This is a genomic window from Virgisporangium aliadipatigenens, assembly GCF_016863615.1.
Lineage (GTDB): Bacteria > Actinomycetota > Actinomycetes > Mycobacteriales > Micromonosporaceae > Virgisporangium > Virgisporangium aliadipatigenens.
This window is the reverse complement of sequence record NZ_BOPF01000055.1, coordinates 22,447-36,941: the sequence shown is the minus strand read 5'-3', so window position 1 is coordinate 36,941 and position 14,495 is coordinate 22,447. Positions and strand designations below refer to the sequence as shown.

At 66.1% G+C, this 14,495-nt stretch carries 14 protein-coding genes; 9 read left to right on the top strand and 5 right to left on the bottom strand.

Annotated features, from left to right (window positions below; translation table 11 throughout):
* Positions 1 to 14: 14 nt before the first annotated feature.
* Both Val02_RS43455 and Val02_RS43450 read left to right on the top strand, forming a co-directional pair.
* Positions 15 to 1,253, top strand: a complete 1,239-nt coding sequence (locus Val02_RS43455; protein WP_203905218.1) for a hypothetical protein — start codon at positions 15 to 17, stop codon at positions 1,251 to 1,253.
* Entirely contained in the window at positions 1,253 to 2,356 is a 1,104-nt protein-coding gene (locus Val02_RS43450; RefSeq protein ID WP_203905217.1) for a S8 family serine peptidase, read from the top strand. The genes Val02_RS43455 and Val02_RS43450 overlap by 1 nt, the downstream gene beginning before the upstream one ends.
* A 2-nt stretch (positions 2,357 to 2,358) precedes the next feature.
* Here Val02_RS43450 and Val02_RS43445 read toward each other — a convergent pair whose 3' ends face one another.
* From Val02_RS43445 to folP, 4 genes are read right to left on the bottom strand one after another with little or no spacing between them, the layout of a single operon-like run.
* Entirely contained in the window at positions 2,359 to 2,904 is a 546-nt protein-coding gene (locus Val02_RS43445) for a DUF3180 domain-containing protein (protein ID WP_203905216.1), read from the bottom strand.
* A 3-nt stretch (positions 2,905 to 2,907) separates the two neighbouring features.
* Positions 2,908 to 3,417 carry a 2-amino-4-hydroxy-6-hydroxymethyldihydropteridine diphosphokinase gene (gene folK, locus Val02_RS43440; protein WP_203905215.1) on the bottom strand — a complete coding sequence of 170 codons (510 nt, stop codon included), beginning with the start codon at positions 3,415 to 3,417 and terminating at the stop codon, positions 2,908 to 2,910.
* A complete protein-coding gene (gene folB, locus Val02_RS43435) occupies positions 3,414 to 3,776 on the bottom strand; it encodes a dihydroneopterin aldolase (RefSeq protein ID WP_203905214.1) in 363 nt (120 codons plus the stop codon). The genes folK and folB overlap by 4 nt, the downstream gene beginning before the upstream one ends.
* The gene (gene folP / locus Val02_RS43430) at positions 3,773 to 4,603 is read right to left on the bottom strand and encodes a dihydropteroate synthase (protein ID WP_203905213.1); all 831 of its coding nucleotides are present in this window, start codon (positions 4,601 to 4,603) and stop codon (positions 3,773 to 3,775) included. The genes folB and folP overlap by 4 nt, the downstream gene beginning before the upstream one ends.
* A 315-nt stretch (positions 4,604 to 4,918) precedes the next feature.
* Between folP and Val02_RS43425 the strand changes: the two genes are divergently transcribed.
* The 7 genes from Val02_RS43425 to Val02_RS43395 all read left to right on the top strand — a co-directional run bounded on the left by Val02_RS43425 (position 4,919) and on the right by Val02_RS43395 (position 13,871).
* Positions 4,919 to 5,224 (top strand): hypothetical protein, encoded by a 306-nt coding sequence (locus Val02_RS43425; RefSeq protein ID WP_239153782.1) that lies wholly within the window; start codon positions 4,919 to 4,921, stop codon positions 5,222 to 5,224.
* Positions 5,225 to 5,229: 5 nt separating this feature from the next.
* The gene (locus tag Val02_RS43420) at positions 5,230 to 5,592 is read left to right on the top strand and encodes a hypothetical protein (RefSeq protein ID WP_203905212.1); all 363 of its coding nucleotides are present in this window, start codon (positions 5,230 to 5,232) and stop codon (positions 5,590 to 5,592) included.
* Positions 5,593 to 5,645: 53 nt separating this feature from the next.
* Complete coding sequence (locus Val02_RS43415) at positions 5,646 to 9,782, top strand: ATP-binding protein (RefSeq protein ID WP_444546010.1); 4,137 nt, start codon at positions 5,646 to 5,648, stop codon at positions 9,780 to 9,782.
* Positions 9,782 to 11,653, top strand: coding sequence for an MFS transporter (locus Val02_RS43410; RefSeq protein WP_203905211.1), 1,872 nt, complete (start codon positions 9,782 to 9,784; stop codon positions 11,651 to 11,653). Before Val02_RS43415 ends, Val02_RS43410 begins: the two co-directional genes overlap by 1 nt.
* Before the next feature lie 273 nt (positions 11,654 to 11,926).
* Complete coding sequence (locus tag Val02_RS43405) at positions 11,927 to 12,205, top strand: hypothetical protein (RefSeq protein WP_203905210.1); 279 nt, start codon at positions 11,927 to 11,929, stop codon at positions 12,203 to 12,205.
* Positions 12,202 to 13,323, top strand: coding sequence for a M23 family metallopeptidase (locus Val02_RS43400; protein WP_203905209.1), 1,122 nt, complete (start codon positions 12,202 to 12,204; stop codon positions 13,321 to 13,323). Before Val02_RS43405 ends, Val02_RS43400 begins: the two co-directional genes overlap by 4 nt.
* Positions 13,324 to 13,409: 86 nt before the next feature.
* A complete protein-coding gene (locus tag Val02_RS43395) occupies positions 13,410 to 13,871 on the top strand; it encodes a hypothetical protein (protein ID WP_203905208.1) in 462 nt (153 codons plus the stop codon).
* On the opposite strand, the gene Val02_RS43390 is transcribed toward Val02_RS43395, so the two are convergent.
* The gene (locus tag Val02_RS43390; protein WP_203905207.1) at positions 13,872 to 14,426 is read right to left on the bottom strand and encodes a hypothetical protein; all 555 of its coding nucleotides are present in this window, start codon (positions 14,424 to 14,426) and stop codon (positions 13,872 to 13,874) included.
* Between the last annotated feature and the right edge of the window lie 69 nt (positions 14,427 to 14,495).

Sequence of the window (14,495 nt, the reverse complement as noted above, 5' to 3'; positions counted from 1 at the left end):
TCGAGGTCCCGGGGATGTACGCGGTCGCCAAGGTCGGTGCGGATCCGGAGTCGTGGCAGCAGGTCACGGCCTGGTACAAGACGTTGGAGCTGCTCAACTTCCATGAGGAGCAGCTCCGCATGGCGCGCGACGAACTGGCGGAGAGGTGGCCCCCGGACAAGAGCCCAGCCGCCGCCGCCTTCGTCGCCTACATGGACCGACTCATTGATCAGCTCAACAAGGCTGAGGATGACGCGGCGACCAACCACCGCGCTCTGGGCTTGCTGCTACAGAGCCTGGCCCATCTCAAGACCGACATGGCTGCACTCAATGCCAAGTACGAGGAATACGAGGAAGAGCAGGCCAATCGCAACAAGAATTTGGTCAATTACGCCGAGCACAGCGGTGGAACGACGTGGCGGGAGGAACTCAACACACGGGGCCGGCAACGGATGGCACAGGCGGATCAGGAGGTGTTCGAAGCCTCCCGCCAAATGACCGTCCCCCAGCCGAGTCCCAAACTCGAAGCCTCCCCGGCCGTAAATACCTTCCACCAAGAGGGCGGGGCTGATACAACCGCGCCCGCCGCGCCCCAGCACAACTCGTCAGGGTTTCCGACGGCGGTCGTCCCCGCGCCGCACGAGGTGGATGTCTCCCTCGGAGCGCAGCACCCTCATCTCATAGCCACACCTGACGATCCGCCGGCAGACCTCGCTGGCGGTCCCGAGACCGGCGCAGAGACGCCGGTTACGCCGATGCCGTCTTCCGGCGGCGGAACGCCGGGCAACCGAATCAGTGCGCCGACTCCTGTACCGGGGTGGATCCCACCGGCCGCCGGGCCAACACGGATCAATCCGCCTGGCGGAGTCATCGGCTCGGTGCGAAACCCGCCGGCCACGTCGCACAGTTCCGTACCCGCTTCCGGAGTACCCAGCGGTCGGGCTGGTGGCCCTCATACGTCCGGCGCGCGACGCGTCAGTCCGGTCGGAGGGGTGATCGGCGAGACCCGATCACCGATTGGCCCGGCAACTGCAAACGGTCCGGTTAGGACCGGCAACCATGCTGCGCAAAGCCCGCCTCGTACGACGAACCCAGGCGGTCCCACGGGCACCGGCGTAGGTAGGGCCCAGCGGCGGCGCCACGGCCCCGAACGACCTGGTGATCCGGAGGCGTATCGCCTCTGGCCGGTGGCTGAGGGAGTTCCGCCAGTTATTGAATCCCGCCCCGAGCCGTATCACGATCCGGGGCCTGGAGTCATCGGAATCGATCGGTGATGCAGCAGAAGGTGCGTCAGCTTTTCACTCTGGCCACTTTGTCGGTCCTGTTCGCCCAGATCGTGCTTCAGTCACCGGCGCGCGCAGACGAAACCCGGGACCGGCAGTGGCACCTCGGCTTTCTGGACGTTGCGGCGGCGCACCGAATCAGCCAAGGAGAAGGAGTAACGGTTGGTGTCGTTGACTCGGGAGTCGACATCAAACACCCGGACCTGGCGAGCGCCGTCTTGCCTGGCACCAACTTCGTCGGTGGCGACGGTTCCGTTGACGGTGACGGACATGGCACCAAGATGGCGGGCCTCATCGCTGCGCGCGGCAGGCCGGGCGACAAGGGCGCGCTCGGAATTGCACCGAGGGCAAAGATCCTCCCTGTCGATTCCGGCATCGACAATTGGCAAAGCGCTGACGGGGTGGACTGGGCCGTAGAACATGGTGCGCGTGTTCTCTGCCTGGCCTTTGGCTCCGAAAGCGTCGGCACCGATCTTCCGCCTGCCATCGAAAGAGCGCTGGCGGCCGACGTCGTTATCGTGGCAGCGGCCGGTAACCGGCCAGAGAACGGCAACATTGTCCATCCCGCGCGGCATCCCGGTGTGGTCGCCGCCGCAGGTATCGACAAGGACGGCAATCATGCGAGCGTCTCAGCCACCGGTCCCGAAGTGGTCCTGGCCGCGCCGGCCGTTGACATCGTCAGCACCAGCCTCAACAACGGCTACAGCTCCGGCACCGGGACGAGTGATGCGACCGCGATCATCGCCGGTGCTGCCGCGCTGGTGCGCTCGAAGTTCCCCGATCTCAAGGCGTCCGAGGTCGTTCGTCGCCTGACCGCAACGGCTGTCGACAAAGGCGCTCCGGGCCGGGACGACGAATACGGCTACGGCGTCGTCAATCTCGTCGGTGCGCTGACGGCGGACGTTCCGGCCTCGGCGGTGCCGACTCCGGACGCCGCGCAACCGCCGGCAGGAAACTCCGACGGCTCCGGACCGGATCCGGTCGCCGTCGTCCTGCTGGGACTGTTCGTCGTGGGGGCCGTCGGCATCGTGGGCATCACCGCGCTGTCGGTGCGGCGTTCGAGGCGGGCGGGACGGGGGCCACCCGGCGGGTGAGCTCAGTTTTCGGCCTGCTCCTGGTCGTCTTCGCGTTCGTCGGCGTGGCCGGGCTTTGTCGGGTCGCCGGCGGACGGGGGTGGGGGCACGCGGCAGGCGCGTTCGAGGAGTAGGGCGCCGATGGTCAGTGCCACCGCTCCCACGAGGCCGGTCAGCCCGGGCGGCAGGTCGGCCTCGGCCGCTTCGAGGCGACCGATCTCGGTCAGCAGCCACACGCTGAAGCCGCCGTAGACGCCGGCGAAGAGGGCACCCGCCAGCGCGGAGGCCTTCGCCAACACCACGTACTTGGCCACGAGCAGCGGATCGACGGGAGGCAGGCCCTTGCGGCGGTCGATGCGGGCCTTGGTGTTGGCGGCCGCCGCGAACTCCAGCGCCGCCAGGCCGAGCAGGGTCAGGGCGGGCAGCCAGGGGATGTCGGGAAACTCGTTGTACAGGCGGCTGATCAAGAGCCAGGACAGAGCTGCCGCGCCGAGCCCGGCGACGACGAGGGTGGACGGTCGGGTCGGCTGGACGCTCGGCCGCGGGTTCCGGTCGTCGGGGAGGGACATGGTTCAAGTCTCCAGGGAAATGTCGTCACACGCGCGGAGCGCGCCGAGGTCGTCCAAGACGGGTGCGGTGCGTACGAGGTCGTACACGAACCCGTGTCCAGGCAACTGCGCGTACGGCTGAATGTCCAGCCAGGGGCGCAGCACGAATGCGCGGAGGTGAGCGCGGGGATGCGGCAGCGTCAGTTCGGGGTCGTCGCTGATCACCGGTTCGTCGGCGTCGTTCCAGGCTGCGATCACGTCTACGTCCAGGGTGCGCGGGCCGAACCGGCGCTCCGGATCACGCACGCGGCCGGCGGCCGACTCGAGCGAACGGACGGTGTCCAGCCAGTTCGCGCTGCCGTGCGCCAGGGCCACGGCGTTGAGGTAGTGCGGCTGGTCGGCGTCTCCCCACGGGGGCGTCTCGTACACGCCGGACACGACCAGGACCGCGTCGCCGAGTGCGCGGATCGCGGTGCGCAGGTGGTCGACGCGGTCGCCCAGATTGCTGCCGAGGGACAGCACCGCCCGGCTCATGGGCGTTCGCGGCGGATCGTGACCGCCACGTCGCCGAACTCGTGCGGGATCGGCGCCTGCGGCTTGTGCACCGTGACCGTGGTGGCGCGCACGCGTGCGTCCGCGAGGCAGGTGTCGGCCAGCCGCTGCGCGAGCGTCTCGATGAGGCGCACCGGCGGGCCGGAGATCACCGCGACGAGCTGGCCGGCGAGTTCGCCGTAGTGCACGGTCTCCACGACGTCGTCGGTGCGCGCCGCGGGCCGGAGATCCAGCTCCAGCTGCACGTCGACGACGAAGTCCTGGCCCTGTTCCCGTTCAAAATCGAAAACGCCGTGGAAACCGCGGGCCCGCAGCCCACGAAGCGAGATCAGGTCGGTCATCGGTGGTCCCGGGTGGCTTGCCACACCTTGATCGCGTCGACGTTGGCGCGGACCTCGTGGACGCGCACCCCCCACGCGCCGGCGGCGACGGCGAGGACGGTGGTCGCCACGGTCGCGGCCTCGCGCTCCTCCACCGGCCGCGGGCCGTCCGGGCCGGCCAGGAGCGCGCCGAGGTAAGACTTGCGGCTCGAGCCGACCAGCACGGGGAATCCGAGCGCGAGGATCTGGTCGAGGCGCGCGGCCAGTCGCCAGTTGTGCTCGGCCGTCTTCGCGAACCCGAGCCCGGGATCCAGCACGATCCGATCCGCGGACACGCCCGCCGCCAGCGCGGCGTCGACCCGGGCGCCGAGTTCCGCGCACACCTCTTTCACCACGTCCGTGTACACCGCGAGATCGCGCATCCGCTTCGAGTGGGCGCGCCAGTGCATCAAGATCCAAGGACACCCGGCGTCCGCGGCGACCCGGGCCATGTCCGGATCCGCCAGGCCGCCGGACACGTCGTTGATGACGACCGCCCCCGCCTCGACCGCCACCGCCGCCACCGTCGCCCGCGTCGTATCTATTGACAGGGGAACGCCTTCAGCCGCCAGCTCGCGGATCACCGGCAGCACGCGGGCACACTCCACATCCGCGTCCACCCGTTCGGCGCCGGGGCGGGTCGACTCGCCGCCGATGTCGATCAAGGCGGCCCCGTCGCGGCGCATCTCCAAAGCGTGCGCAACCGCCTGGTCAACGCCGGTGTAGCGGCCCCCGTCCGAGAAGCTGTCGGGGGTGACATTCAGCACGCCGACGACGACCGGGCGCGACACGGCCAGGAGTTCCTCCACCCGACGAAGGTACCCGCCGACCCGTGTGGATCATTTAACTGGCCACCCGACCAGGCGTGGGACAAACTGGGACGTGCCAGCCTCACGCGGCCGTAGTCGGCAGGTTGTTCGAACGGAGAGCCCCGACGTACGCTCTGCACGTGGCTGCTATTCGGAGGGTTAAACCCGACAAACCACACATCTTTGCCCAAAACCCTGGATAGCGGCCGGGCCGGGGACGACACAGGGGTCGGTTAACCCATCCCGGTCGTCCGATCGGCGAGGCTAGAGGCGCGACGGTGCACCCGTTCGCGACCGGGGAGGTTAGACGCAGAGATGAAGCTCCTGGAGATCGGCCAGGCGGTGCTGAGCTACAGCAGCATCGTTGACGGACTCACGGCGCCAGATCCCGACGCGCCGAACGAGATCGACACCGACGGCATCCTCACGTTCTTCGCGAGCAAGATCGCTCCGATCCTGCTGGCGGTGCTCGGCGTGATCTTCATCGGCCGGGCCAGCAAGGGCGAGGTGTCCAAGGTGCTGACCAGTTCCGCCATCGCGATCATCGGGCTGGGCTTCATCGCCGGCGCTGCCACGCTGTTCTTCGTCGGAGAGACGCTCATCGACCTGATGTTCAAGTAGGCACGATGCGGCTCCGCACCGACGACGACATCTACCGCGCGAGGCTGGTCTACCTCGGCCCGCCGGGTTACACGCTGCCCGTGCAGCTGTCCTACGCGCAGTACGGCCTGTTCATGCTGCTGGTGCCGCTGTACGTATTCATTCATTACCTTTTCACGTTCAAAGTGGAATTATTTCCCGCGTGGGAGATTGCTCTGGCGATCGTCACCACGTCCCTCATTTTCCGTTACGTCGATCCGGACCGACCGGCCCGGATGGTTATCCGCACAGCTCTGACCGACTGGCGCCGCACCCGCGAACCCCGGGCCGAGCAGCGTGAATCGCGCTTGGTCGCCACCCGAATTCGCATACGTGAGGAGCTCATATGACCCGCACCCCTCCCCGCGCGGGACCGTCCCAACCGGGCGGACACCAAGGCAGCGTGGCGGGATCCGGAGAGTCCACCTGGGACGAGCCGGAGTCGGGCTACGAGGACGAGCCCACCGACTACGACGGCGGGCTCCAGGCGGTCGCGGACGGCGGCCGGGTGGCGATCTTCCACGGGCCGGGTGCGCAGCCGCAGGGCATGTCCGCGCCGGCCGAGGTCGACTCGCCGTTCCTCGGGCTGTTCACACGCGGGGAGCCGGGTGCGCCGCCGGCCCGCCGGAGCAACGGACACCCACGACAGGCACCGGCCGCCCGGACCGAGATGCCGACCATCGATCCGCTGCAACTGCCGCCGCTGCACGACGAGCCGGCCGGCACAGTTGCGACGCCACCGCTTCCCGTTCCGGAACGGGCGTCGGCCGGCAACGGTTCGCAAGCGCCGCGCACCAACGGGAACGCCGCGGCGCCTCCCGTCGCCGGGCAGCGGAGGGAGGACGTAGCGGCCGCCGCGGTGGAGAACTCCACTGTGGACGCTGTGCGGGAGCCGGCCGTCGTCGAGAGCCCGCGCGCACCGGCCGCACCGGAGGTGTCGGAGCCTTCGCAGCAGGCGCCGAGCGTCGACAGTGAGCGGAGGAACGGCGACCGGGTCGCGGGCGACCTCGACATCGCGGGATCGGTCCCCGCCGACCACAGCGCGAGCCAGGGCGGCGGCGCGGTGGAAACGGTGCCGCCTTCCGAGGCCGAGCCGGCCGTGAACGCCGTTTCGGGAGCGGCGCGCCCGGGAGCCACGGTCGCGCCCCCGGAGAGGGATCCTGACTCCGGCCCACTACTCGCCGGCACGTCTGGCACCCGGTCGAGTCAGCCCGACGTGGACGACGACGGCGTTGCCCAGGGGGCGGCGGGATCGGGTTCGCGGACGGAACGTGCCGGGCGGCGCGGCAAGGCGGCCGCGGCGGCGGAGCGCAGGACCGTGCGGCGTCGGACCGTGGCGCCGGCTCAACCCGAGCAGCAGGCCGCTGACCAGCCGGTTTCGGCTCAGGGCGCGCGGCGGGCGTTCGGCGGGGTCGAGGATTGGCAGCCGCAGGCGCCCGACGTGTCGGCCGGCAGCGGACCGGTGCGGTCTGAGCGTCCGGCGGCCGAGTGGCCGCCGGAAGTCGCTCCGCCGGCGGAGCCGTTCGCCGCCGAGGGCTACGGGGCGGCAGCTTATCCGGGTGCCGAGGTGCAGGCTCCCTATCCAACGGCCGAATCGCAGGCCGGATACCCGGCCGATGCGCAGGCTGGATACGCCGCTCCGGTGCAGCAGTACGGGCCCGTGCCGGGGAGTGTCCCGCCGAGCGCGGTCGCTCCGGCGGCTCCGGTGGGTCCGCCGTCCGCTCCAATGGGCGGGTATCCGGCACGGCCGCCGGTGGATGCTCCCTACGACCAGGCCGCTCACCAGTATCCGGTGGCCGAGCCGGCCTATCCGGCGCACAGCCGCCCGGCGAGCCAGCCCGCGGGCTATCCGCGCTACGGCACCGAGGTCGCCCCCCGGGAGCCGGGGCAGGTCGTGCCGAGCTCACGACGTTCCCCCGCAAAAACGCCGAAGGAACGCGACCGCAAGCCGCCGAAGCGAGCGCGACTCGACAAGACGCCGAAGCCGAAGAACCGCGACCGCGACCCCTCGGTCGAACTGGCGATCACCGAGATCGCCGGGCACCTGACCTTCACCCCGAACGCGGTGACGGCCTGGTACACGCTGCCCGAGGTGCGGTGGGCCTTCCGCCCGGACGCGGACCGCGAGGCGCTGCTGATGGCGATCTCGGAGCAGTACGCCGGGCTTGCCGGATTCCGCCTGCACCTGCGCCGGACGACGCGGCCCTTCCCCGCGGACCAGTGGGCGCGGATGGTGGACCGGAGCACGCCGTACCCACTGCCCACTGTGGAGGGTGCGCCGTCCTGGGGCGATCACCTGGTCGCCGCGCAGCAGCACCTCATCGCGCTCAACCACGCCGAGGGGCAGACGTTCCTCGGGATCCAGTTCGCGCGGCGGACCCTCGGCGACACGTTCGCCGAACGGATCGGGCGGCTCTTCAACAAGGGCGTCGGCGACGCCGAACGCCGGCGGATGTCACGCACCGTCGAACAGTTCGACGAGGTGCTGGGCGCGTTCGGCATGCGCGGGCGCCGGGTGACCGCTCGTGAGCTGGAGTTCCTGCTCTACCGCTCGGTGGCGCTGGGCATGTCGCCGCCGAGCGACACCACCGACGTCGAACACGGTGGGTGGGAACGCGGCGATCTCCTCGCGCTGACCGAGCAGATCGAGCGCTACCGCACGCCCTACGGCTCCACGGTGAAGCTCGTCAACCGGCTCACCGACGAGGAACGACACGTCGCCATCCTCGCCGTCGGCCGCATGGAGCCACTCGAGATCCCCGAACGTCACGAGCCGTGGCTGCACTTCCACGAGCGCCTGCCATGGGCGATGGAGATCTCGTCCAGAGTGGACATTCTGGGGCCGGGCGACTCGTTCCGGAATCTGGAGCACCGGCTCCGCTTGATCCGTTCGCAGCAGCAGGACTACGCCGAACACGGCATCGACGCGCCCCCCGAGCTGGAACGGCTCGCCAAGCGCGCGCTGACCATCGGCGACGACATGACGACCGGCCTGCCCGTCGACTCGTCGCGGGCCCACGGCTGGCACCGGATCGCCGTCAGCGGCCGCACCCGCGAGGAATGCCTCGAGCGCGCCCGCCGCCTCACCCAGCTCTACTCGCGCGAAATGCGGGTCTCGCTGCAGCACCCGAAGAACCAGGACTGGCTGGCCCGCGAGTTCATCCCCGGGGAGCCGCTGGCCAACACCGGATACCTGCGGCGCATGCCGGTCAAGCTCTTCGCCGCCGCGCTGCCCCAGGCCGCGTCGACCGTCGGCGACCGCCGCGGAGATTTGATCGGTCGAACGGCGGGTACGTCCCGCCGGCCCGTCTTCCTCGACCTGCACTTCCCGATGGAGGTCCGGGAACGCTCCGGACTGGCCGTCTTCGTCGCCGAGCCCGGCGGTGGAAAGTCCACGCTCATGGGCGCCCTCGGCTACCTCGCCGCCCGGCGAGGCGTCCAGGTGACGCTCCTCGACCCGTCCGGCCCGCTGGCCCGCCTGTGCCAGATGCCCGAGGTCAGGCCGTACGCGCACGTTCTCAACCTGACCGGCTCGGAGCAGGGCACCCTGGCGCCGTACGCGCTCATCCCGACCCCGCAGCGGGCCCACTTCGCGCAGGGGGTCGAGGGCGACCGGGAGTTCGACATCGCCCTGTCGAACGCCCGCGCCGAACGCCGCATGCTCGTTCAGGACATCTGCATGATGCTCGTGCCGCCGCAGGTCGCCCGCGAGGCCTCCACGGCGACCCTGCTCCGGCACGCCGCCCGGCAGATCCCCGCCGAGGAGACCTCCACCCTCGACGACGTCGTCAAAATCCTGCGGGAGATGGGCGATCCCGACGCCTCCGAACTCGGCAACCTCCTGCTCGACGCCGCCGAAATGCCGCTCGCGATGCTGTTCTTCGGCAAACCGCCGACCGGATCGCTCGGCTCCGACGCGGCCCTGACCGTCATCACCATGGCCGGCCTCCGCCTGCCCGACCTCAAAATCGAACGCGAATACTGGTCGGCGGAAGAAGCCCTGGCCCTGCCGATGCTGCACACCGCCCACCGGCTCGCCGTCCGCCGCTGCTACGGCGGCGACATGTACCGGCGCAAGCTCGTGGGCCTCGACGAAGCACACTTCATGGAAGGCTGGCGCTCCGGACGCTCGTTCCTGGTCCGACTCGCCCGCGACTCCCGAAAATGGAACCTCGCCGCCCTCGTCGCATCCCAAAATCCTCGCGACATCCTCGGGCTCGACGTCCAGAACCTGGTCTCGACAGTATTCGTCGGCCGAATCGCCGAGGACTCGGAGATCGCCGCGGAAGCACTGCGACTGCTGCGCGTGCCCACCGACGTGGGCTACGAACAGACACTCGCATCGCTCTCGCAGGTGGACTCGTCCTCGTCGACCCGCCTCGGATTCCGTGAGTTCATCATGCGTGACGTCGACGGACGGGTGCAGAAGACCCGTGTCGACGTCTCGTATGTGCCGGACCTCTTGACGTACCTGGACACCACACCGGCGTCGACCATCGACCCTGTGCTCGTCGGACCGCGGGATCCTGAGGAGACCTGATGAAACGGCTCGCAGCGTCAGCCATGGTTGTTTTTGTGGCGGCGACGATGACGCTGTTCGGGGGGACGTTGCCGGCTTCGGCGGATGTGGGGGTGCCGGAGCGGGGGCCTGGGGGGCCGGTGCAGGCGCCGGCTAATCCGTGTTCTGTGGAGGAATGGCAAAACCCAGCCAACTGGACGAGGTGCGTTGACGGACTAACCAAGGTCGACGATCCGACAGAGTGCTTGAACGCGCCGACTCCCAATACCCCCGATTCTGGCATGGCCGGATGGTTCGCCACCAAACCCGAGGGCGATCAAAAGGACGGCGTTACCAGTAGATACGAGCAGTATGCATATGCAGGATACAACTACACGACGTACGACATTGATTGCGTCCCCACCACCATGCATCCGGACTACGTGTTCCAAAACACGGTAGCAAATGGCGAGATGCTGGTCGCGACCTCAATCGTCGGAGCCTCCAACGCGATCCGAGAGCGCGCCTGGGCGCCGAAATCAATGTGGGGATGGGCCGACCCGCTGGTAGATCAAGCCACTAAGGCCGCCTACCGCAAGGTATTCACCGTATTCGGCGCGATCACGCTCGCGATCCTTGGACTTTACCTTCTCTGGCGGTCCCGCCAATCCGACATGAACGCGACAATGACAACCGTCGGTTGGGCAATTGTTGTCATGGTCGGAGTTACTGCCGTGGCGTCATGGCCCACTTGGTCGGCGAATTCAGCCGATAGCGTGCTGGTAAGCAGCTTGAACGTGGTCCACAGCGCCGTAGGCCCACCGGCTCAGGATATGGACCCGTGCGTAGCACTCAATCCGGCGGCCTGTAAGGACAATCGCCCTCCGGCCGTTCGCGCCAGCGGCACCGTGGTCGATGGCATGGTTTATCGCAACTGGCTTAGAGGAATGCTCGGTTCAGCCGACACCGAAACCGCCAGGAAATACGGCCCCATCCTCTACAGTGCTAAGGCATACTCCTGGACCGAGGCGGACAACATCAACAACGATCCCTCCGCCGACAATGCGCTGCGAAACGTCTATATTCAACAGAAACGCGATCAGTGGATGAGAGTCGCCGCGCAGATTAAGGCGGAAGACCCTGATGCATACGAACATCTCCAAGGCAAGCGCGGCATGGATCGAATCGGTGCCGGGTTTATTGCGATCCTTGCGGCACTATTCTTCGCCTTCTTTGACCTAACGGCATCCATTCTCGTCTTGTTGGGCTTTGTAATCTTCCGCTGGGCGGTCATCGCCGCACCGATCCTTGGCACTGTGGGAATTCTACGACCGGCGAGCGCCGGAATACGCCGTCTCGTCAACATGGTGATCGCGGCCGTATTCAATATTGTAATCTTCGGCGCAGGCTCGGCTGTTTACCTCTTCGCGGTAACTCTGGTGCTGGGAACCGATCTGCCTGGTTGGCTGCAGGTCGTACTAATCTTGTTGACCGGCGTTGTCGGTTGGCTTTTGCTGCGACCCTACCGCCGAGTCACCCAACTTAGCGGCAAGGATCCATCAAGAACGCTTAGCATGCTGTTCTTCCGGGATCAACAGCGACGCGCCGGAGACGACGCAGAACAAGATGGTCGCACGACCGAGCTGGCCGCACTTGCACGGGCTCGCCTAGCGATTGAGACACGACTCAGGCCAGAGACAAGGACCGAAGACACAGCAGTCCGCCCAGTCGCTGATCCTGCCGGGCCTGAGAAAAACGCACAGCTGCGAGCGCCCGTCCGGGCCACAACCGGTCAGGCCCAATGGACGACCCCGAACGACGACGGCCCAACAAACTACGCTATTTACCGGCCGAGTTCACGTGAGGCGGCCATGCCCACACCTCGACCCGAAACCGAGTCGATGCGGCGATAGGAAGGAGTATCCACGTTGGCGCGATCTCTACTCCGGATTCTCGGCACACGGTATGGCATTGCGCTGATGCTTCTTGTCGTTGTAGTTGCCGTGGTCAGTCTGGCCAGAGCCGTAAATGGACCTAGCGACTCCTCGCCGGTTACTGTGCGGCCCGCCCCGTCAATGCCGATCGGACCGTCCTCAGACGAGTTGGGGGACGACGGGGTCGCTACCGAGGAGAGTCCTCCTGCCGCATCAGTTAGCCCCGGAGCCGCGGTTCCCGAGGCTGTAGCGATGAGCTTCACCAACGCATGGCTCAAGCGAGATTTGACAAGTGCCGCCTGGCTCCAGGGCATTCGCCCGTTTTCGACCGCGAACCTGATCGATCTGTTACGCGAAGCAGATCCGGCTTCCGTTCCGGCAACCGAGGTTCGCGGAAATCTTGCCATCAAGGCACGTAATGCGGGTCTAACCGAGATCACCGTGCCGTTATCATCTGGATCCCTCCACCTAACCTTACTTGCCGCGAATGGGCGCTGGCTCGTTGACGCCGTAGAGTGGATCAAGCAATGAGCCGCAATTTGCGTCGGGGGCGGGTAGCGCTCGCAATCGCGATAGCTGGCGCGCTTGCGCTAATTTGCTGCGGGGGCGGTGCGTCGTTGTTCATGTTTACGGGCCTGTTCAGCAAGAACGATGACGTATCGACGAACAATTGCGGACTTCAGACGTCGGTCGACCTAAACAAAGCATTTCCGCGCGTCGGCACCTTCGGTGACGAACAGATGCGCAATGCAGCCATCATTGTTAGCATAGGCCAAGAGATGCGGGTACCCCCCAGGGGGTGGGTCATCGCTGTCGCGACAGCCATACAAGAGTCGTACCTGAACAATGTTGGCCATCTCGGAGAGGCTAACGATCACGACTCACTCGGACTTTTCCAACAACGGCCGAGTCAGGGATGGGGAACTCCTGCCCAGATCATGGACCCGCGATACTCGTCGAGAAAATTCTACGAAAAGCTGATGACTGTACCCGGGTGGGAGGGCGCACCACTAACAACAGCGGCACAACGGGTGCAGCGCAGCGCGTATCCAAATGCATACGCGCGACATGAGAATGTCGCTACGACTATCGTCAACACCATCACTGACGGCGGAGCTCGCGCTGCCGGGAATTCTGTCGACATGCGATGCGTACTAGGTGCTGAGATCTCTGCTTCTGGATGGACCTCTCCCGTTCTGGGAGAAATCGTGTCAGGCTTTCGGACGGCATCTCGACCGACACACCATGGGGTGGATATAGGGGCGCCACGCGGGGCTGAGATTCATGCGGCATCCGCTGGCCGCGTAATCCAGATGCGGTGTGATGCTCGAACTTCAGACGGCAGACCTTGGGGCTGCGGTCGAGATGGATCGCCCAGTATCAAAGGCTGCGGCTGGTATGTCGACATTCTGCACGCCGGCGGGATCATAACGCGCTATTGCCACATGGGCGCGCCTCCAAAGGTTTCAATCGGGCAGACCGTGACCGCCGGCCAATTGCTGGGCCAGGTGGGTTCGACAGGGAACTCATCAGGTCCCCACCTTCATTTTGAGGTTCATCGCGATGGGGACCGCAGTAGTGCGGGGGCCATTGAACCGGGGCGTTTTATGCGGGAAATGGGTGCACCGCTCGGTGACGGAAAACCATGAAGTGGGAATCCATCGAGCCAGCAGACGACCGGCATCCGAAACCAACCGTATATTGCCCCTGTTCAGCGGTTCCCGACCCACGAGGCATGCGCGCCATGGTCGGCAGCCGTGCACTCGGCTGGCGGGGCGATATGCGTGCCGACAGTCCGATCACGCAACGTGGGCGCACCTACGTCCCTATGTTGACGGAACATGACTGGTATCGGGCCGAAGAGGAACAGTTGGAGGTTTTCGCTCCTCTTGTTCCGATCGAGAGAGTTTGGATCGAGTTGGTCGGATATTTCTCCGACTCGGACCCCAGCGGCCCTGACGCTCCTCTGGCCATTCCGGTTGGCAATGAGCGGCGAATTGCCGGCAGGCGCATTGTCCATGTACCACCCGAAAATGGAAAGGAAGAACGAGATCTGCGAGCTATCAGTGAGATATTTTCCGTCGGCTACGAAACATTCGTACTGACTGCTCGGGAAGCTGATTGGTACCGATGGGCTTGGAGCGGAAAGATCCCAGCGGCCAGGAGACTGACCTCCCAGACGCTTTGGGTGGAGTGATCATTCCTTGTGCGCTTCACAGAGCCGCCAGCCGTTCTGCTCAATGAACGTAAACCGCCAGTTCAGAGACTCGCGATAAACATTTGAAGCGGTACTGTAACTGATATACAGTTCGGCATTTGCGGTTGATACGTTTTTGCCAGATTCGGTCGTGAACTTTTCGATACCGACCTCGATTTCGACCTCGGAACCCTTCTCACGCGCCTTAAGTTCGTCTAGCACAGATTCCAATTCCGTTAATCTCGGGTCTTCGCAAACAAAGAGCTCAACCCGACCGGGAACAGGGTTATTGAACCGCACATTCAGGTATTGTTGGAGCACTTCGCCGGGATTTTCGCGATGGACCTTCGTAGCTTTGTCGTACCAGAAATAGCCGACAGCCGCCCCCAGCAGTACGACAGTCGTTAAGATTAGAATGATCGCCGAAAGTGGAATCTGTCGTCGCGACCTGAACGAGCTGGACCCTGTCGGCTTACGCGGATCGCTGGTCTCCAATTCGAGCCGCGACTCCGCCTCTCCCCCCGCTCCCCCGTTCCCCGCCCCAGACGCGCCCATCCCCAAACCCTATCCACATCCACGCCGAGACACATCAAGCCGCAGCCCTGCAGCCGCATCGAAGATGCC